This window comes from Halomonas sp. BC2 (assembly GCF_002078115.1).
Lineage (GTDB): Bacteria > Pseudomonadota > Gammaproteobacteria > Pseudomonadales > Halomonadaceae > Vreelandella > Vreelandella stevensii.
Map to the genome: position 1 here is coordinate 4,978 of NZ_LFGT01000026.1, position 3,091 is coordinate 8,068.

Below are 3,091 nucleotides of genomic sequence, written 5' to 3' on the forward strand. Positions count from 1 at the left end.
ATGGCGATTTGGGGCGCCGGGATGTTTTCGTAATCGCCTCGGTCGATACCTTCCAGGTATTCGGTGTAGCTATAGACGGCTTCCTCTTCCAGGTAGCCGACCACGCGGTGGGCGGTCTTGCTGGAGCATAAATACAGCAGGAAAAAACAGATTAAAAGAACATGCCTTGGGCTACGAGAATGAGGAAGCGCTCGAAACGGTTGGGCTTGGCGACCTCGATAAAGGTCATCAGGTGCATGCGCTCGTTTTCCGCTTCATCCAATAGGGTACGAATCCAGCCATCATCATCCTTGATGCGCCGAATGGCATGCAAGTGCTGTATCGCCCCTCCCACCATGCCGGGCACGGCGGCCACTGTTTCCAGAATGACGGCACGATGGCCGTAACGGCCGGCAAAAAACTTGTCGGCAAAAAAACGCATGAATTTCACGACTCGGTAGGCAATGCGGTCTGACAGCCCCTGAGGTTGGTGATGTGTGTATTGTTCGCCAGGCCTCGTGTGCTCATCATGACTGTTCATGGTCTACTCCTTGCAGGTAAAATTTTAATGTATGACTTCTGTATGGCTTTTGGGTTCGTCGCTTGAGCATCTTTTTGCCACTGCGGTGAAAGATTGACGTCGCTGGCAGCGATGGGCGCTGAAATGCTAAAGAATCCTTGCGACTTTCCGATAATAAAGAGGTACGTCTTTTCTTAGCCACTAATGAGTCTGCCATGCCCAAATTACGTGCTCTGTTGTTGTCCGCTGCCTTGTTGATGCTTACCGCAACGGCTCAGGCATCTGTGCAGGCAGCAGAGGAGGCGGCGCTGGCGTGGTTGGTGAAGATCGATAACAGCGAGTATGAACAGGCATGGGAAGCCGCTTCGCCACTGCTGCGTACACCGCTTTCTGCTGCCATGCTTGAACGCACCGTTGCACTGTCGCGTAAGGACTTTGGCTCGGTGCAATCGCGCCGCCGAGTGCGCGTTTCGCAGTACACCTCCATGCCCGGCGCTGAACGGGGCGACTTCAAGGTCGTTACCTTCCAGACCCAGTTTGCCAACCGCCCGCGGGTGGTGGAAGTGGTGACCCCGCATCTGGAAAACGGCACCTGGCGGGTCAGTGGTTACTATATCGAGTGACGGCTGGGCCAATCAGCCGCTAGCCTATCACACGATCATCCCCGCCAATGCCTGCATGACCAACACGATGACCAGCACCGCGCTGCCCAGTGCGAGGCTGGTCATCAGCGCATGGCGCTTCCACAGAGTTTCAACCCGTTTGCCATAGCGTTTCACCAGCCAGGCCAGTCCGTAGTAGCGCAGCCCGCGTGAGAGCAGCGCCGCCAGCACGAATAGCAGGATAGGGTAACCGGAGAGCCCGGCGGTAATCATGGCGACCTGGAAGGGGATGGGAAGAATGCCGATGGCCAGAATCGCGGCAAACCCGTAGCGGTTGAAGAAGCCCTGAAACGCCTGATAGCTCTCCTCCATGCCCATAAACTCGATAAACCAGGTTCCCAGCGATTGATAGAGCACCATGCCCACGCTATAGCCCACCAGCGACGCCACCAGGCAGCCCAGCGTGGTGGCCGTGGCAATCGCCCAGATCCGCTGTTTGTTCACCGCCATCAACGGGATCAGTACCAGCTCGATGGGCACGGGCAGGATGATGGTTTCCAGAAACGAGAGGGTGGCGATCAGCCAGAGCATGTGTTTGGAGCCGTTCAAACGCTCCAGCCAGTGCTGGGTACGGGTAGAGATCAGCGCCATCGTGTCCTCCTGACGTAAATGGCATGGCCGACTGGCGGCGGCGCACATGATGAATGTGCGGGGTTGTCGTGTAGAGTAGACTGTTGCGTACTCATTGGCCGACGCACTTGGAGCGACTCACACGGAGTGACTCACATGAGTGATCATCATATCGTCATCATTCCGGCAGAGCCTCACTATCTGCCCACTGCGCAGCAGGTAGCCCAGGCCAAGGCTGCGTTGTGGCAGTGGATGCCCGAGGCAGAGAGTATAGACGAGCAGGTATCAGAGCATGTGATGTTTCATGACTGTGGCAGCAACTTCGAGTACGTGCGCTGTCACCTGTGCGCGCAAGAGCTGACCCTTCCTGAGTGGCATCTCGTGATGGATCAGGATTACGACGCACAGCGTGGCTTTGCGCTCCTTCCCCAGGCGCTGCCGTGCTGTGGCAGTGTCGCCAGCGTGCACCAGCTCGACTACTCCTTCCCCCAAGGGTTCGCTCGGTTTTCGCTCACGGCCATCAACCCCAGAACAGGGGCCATGAGCCCCCAACAGACCGAGTCGCTGCAACGCCACCTGGGGCAACCCTTGCGGGTGATTTACCGGCATGTGTAGTGCGCAAGATTCGGGTAGGTGTCGGACCTTTCACTGGGTAAGCTTTAGCGAGCATCAGCCTCTTTTTGCCCCTTTGCCCGTGAGATGGACGCGATGAACGACTACGCCCGTATCGAAAAAGCCATGGCCTTCATGGTGGCCCACGCCGCCCAGCAGCCGAGCCTGGAGGTGGTGGCCGAGCAGGTACACTTGAGTGCGTTCCATTTTCAGCGGCTGTTCAGCCGCTATGTAGGGGTGAGTCCGAAGCGCTTTTTACAAGCGTTGACGTTGGCGCGGGGCAAGCAGTTGATTGCTTCTTCCCAGAGCCTTGCCGACACCGCCGAAGCGCTGGGGCTGAGCGGCGGCTCGCGGCTTTATGATCATTTCGTGACGCTGGAGGCGGTCACACCGGGGGAGTTCAAGCGCCAGGGGGAGGGCGTGGAGATTGCTTATGGGGTTCACCCCACGCCGTTTGGCCAGGTGCTGGTCGCCACCACCCCGAGAGGCATTTGCCGCATGGGCTTTTTGGCAGCGACACCCGAAGCGGAGATTCTGGCGCAGCTGGCCGCCGAGTGGCCGCGCTGTACCTTGCGCCACCAGCCGGACGCCACGCGTTACGCCGTCGAGGCGCTGTTCGAACCGCCGCGCCGCGCAGCGCCTGGGGCGCTTTCGCTGCATGTGCGGGGTACCAACTTTCAGCTCAACGTGTGGCGGGCGCTGCTGATGATCCCGGACGGGCAGCTTGCCAGCTACTCCCACATCGCCC

At 58.8% G+C, this 3,091-nt stretch carries 6 protein-coding genes; 3 read left to right on the forward strand and 3 right to left on the reverse strand.

Annotation, left to right across the window (positions count from 1 at the left end; genetic code table 11):
* On the reverse strand, positions 1-104 hold a 104-nt coding region (locus B7L71_RS18070), incomplete at its 3' end, for an alternative oxidase (protein ID WP_446497440.1).
* Between the two features lie 47 nt (positions 105-151).
* A complete protein-coding gene (locus B7L71_RS14875; protein ID WP_249273279.1) occupies positions 152-520 on the reverse strand; it encodes an alternative oxidase in 369 nt (122 codons plus the stop codon).
* A gap of 194 nt (positions 521-714) precedes the next feature.
* On the opposite strand from B7L71_RS14875, the gene B7L71_RS14880 reads away from it, so the two are divergent.
* Complete coding sequence (locus B7L71_RS14880; protein WP_081138885.1) at positions 715-1,122, forward strand: DUF4019 domain-containing protein; 408 nt, start codon at positions 715-717, stop codon at positions 1,120-1,122.
* A 27-nt stretch (positions 1,123-1,149) separates the two neighbouring features.
* Here B7L71_RS14880 and B7L71_RS14885 read toward each other — a convergent pair whose 3' ends face one another.
* A complete protein-coding gene (locus B7L71_RS14885) occupies positions 1,150-1,752 on the reverse strand; it encodes a YqaA family protein (protein ID WP_039179656.1) in 603 nt (200 codons plus the stop codon).
* Between the two features lie 135 nt (positions 1,753-1,887).
* On the opposite strand from B7L71_RS14885, the gene B7L71_RS14890 reads away from it, so the two are divergent.
* Both B7L71_RS14890 and B7L71_RS14895 read left to right on the forward strand, forming a co-directional pair.
* Complete coding sequence (locus tag B7L71_RS14890; protein ID WP_081138886.1) at positions 1,888-2,346, forward strand: hypothetical protein; 459 nt, start codon at positions 1,888-1,890, stop codon at positions 2,344-2,346.
* A gap of 93 nt (positions 2,347-2,439) precedes the next feature.
* On the forward strand, positions 2,440-3,091 hold a 652-nt coding region (locus B7L71_RS14895; RefSeq protein ID WP_081138888.1), incomplete at its 3' end, for a helix-turn-helix domain-containing protein.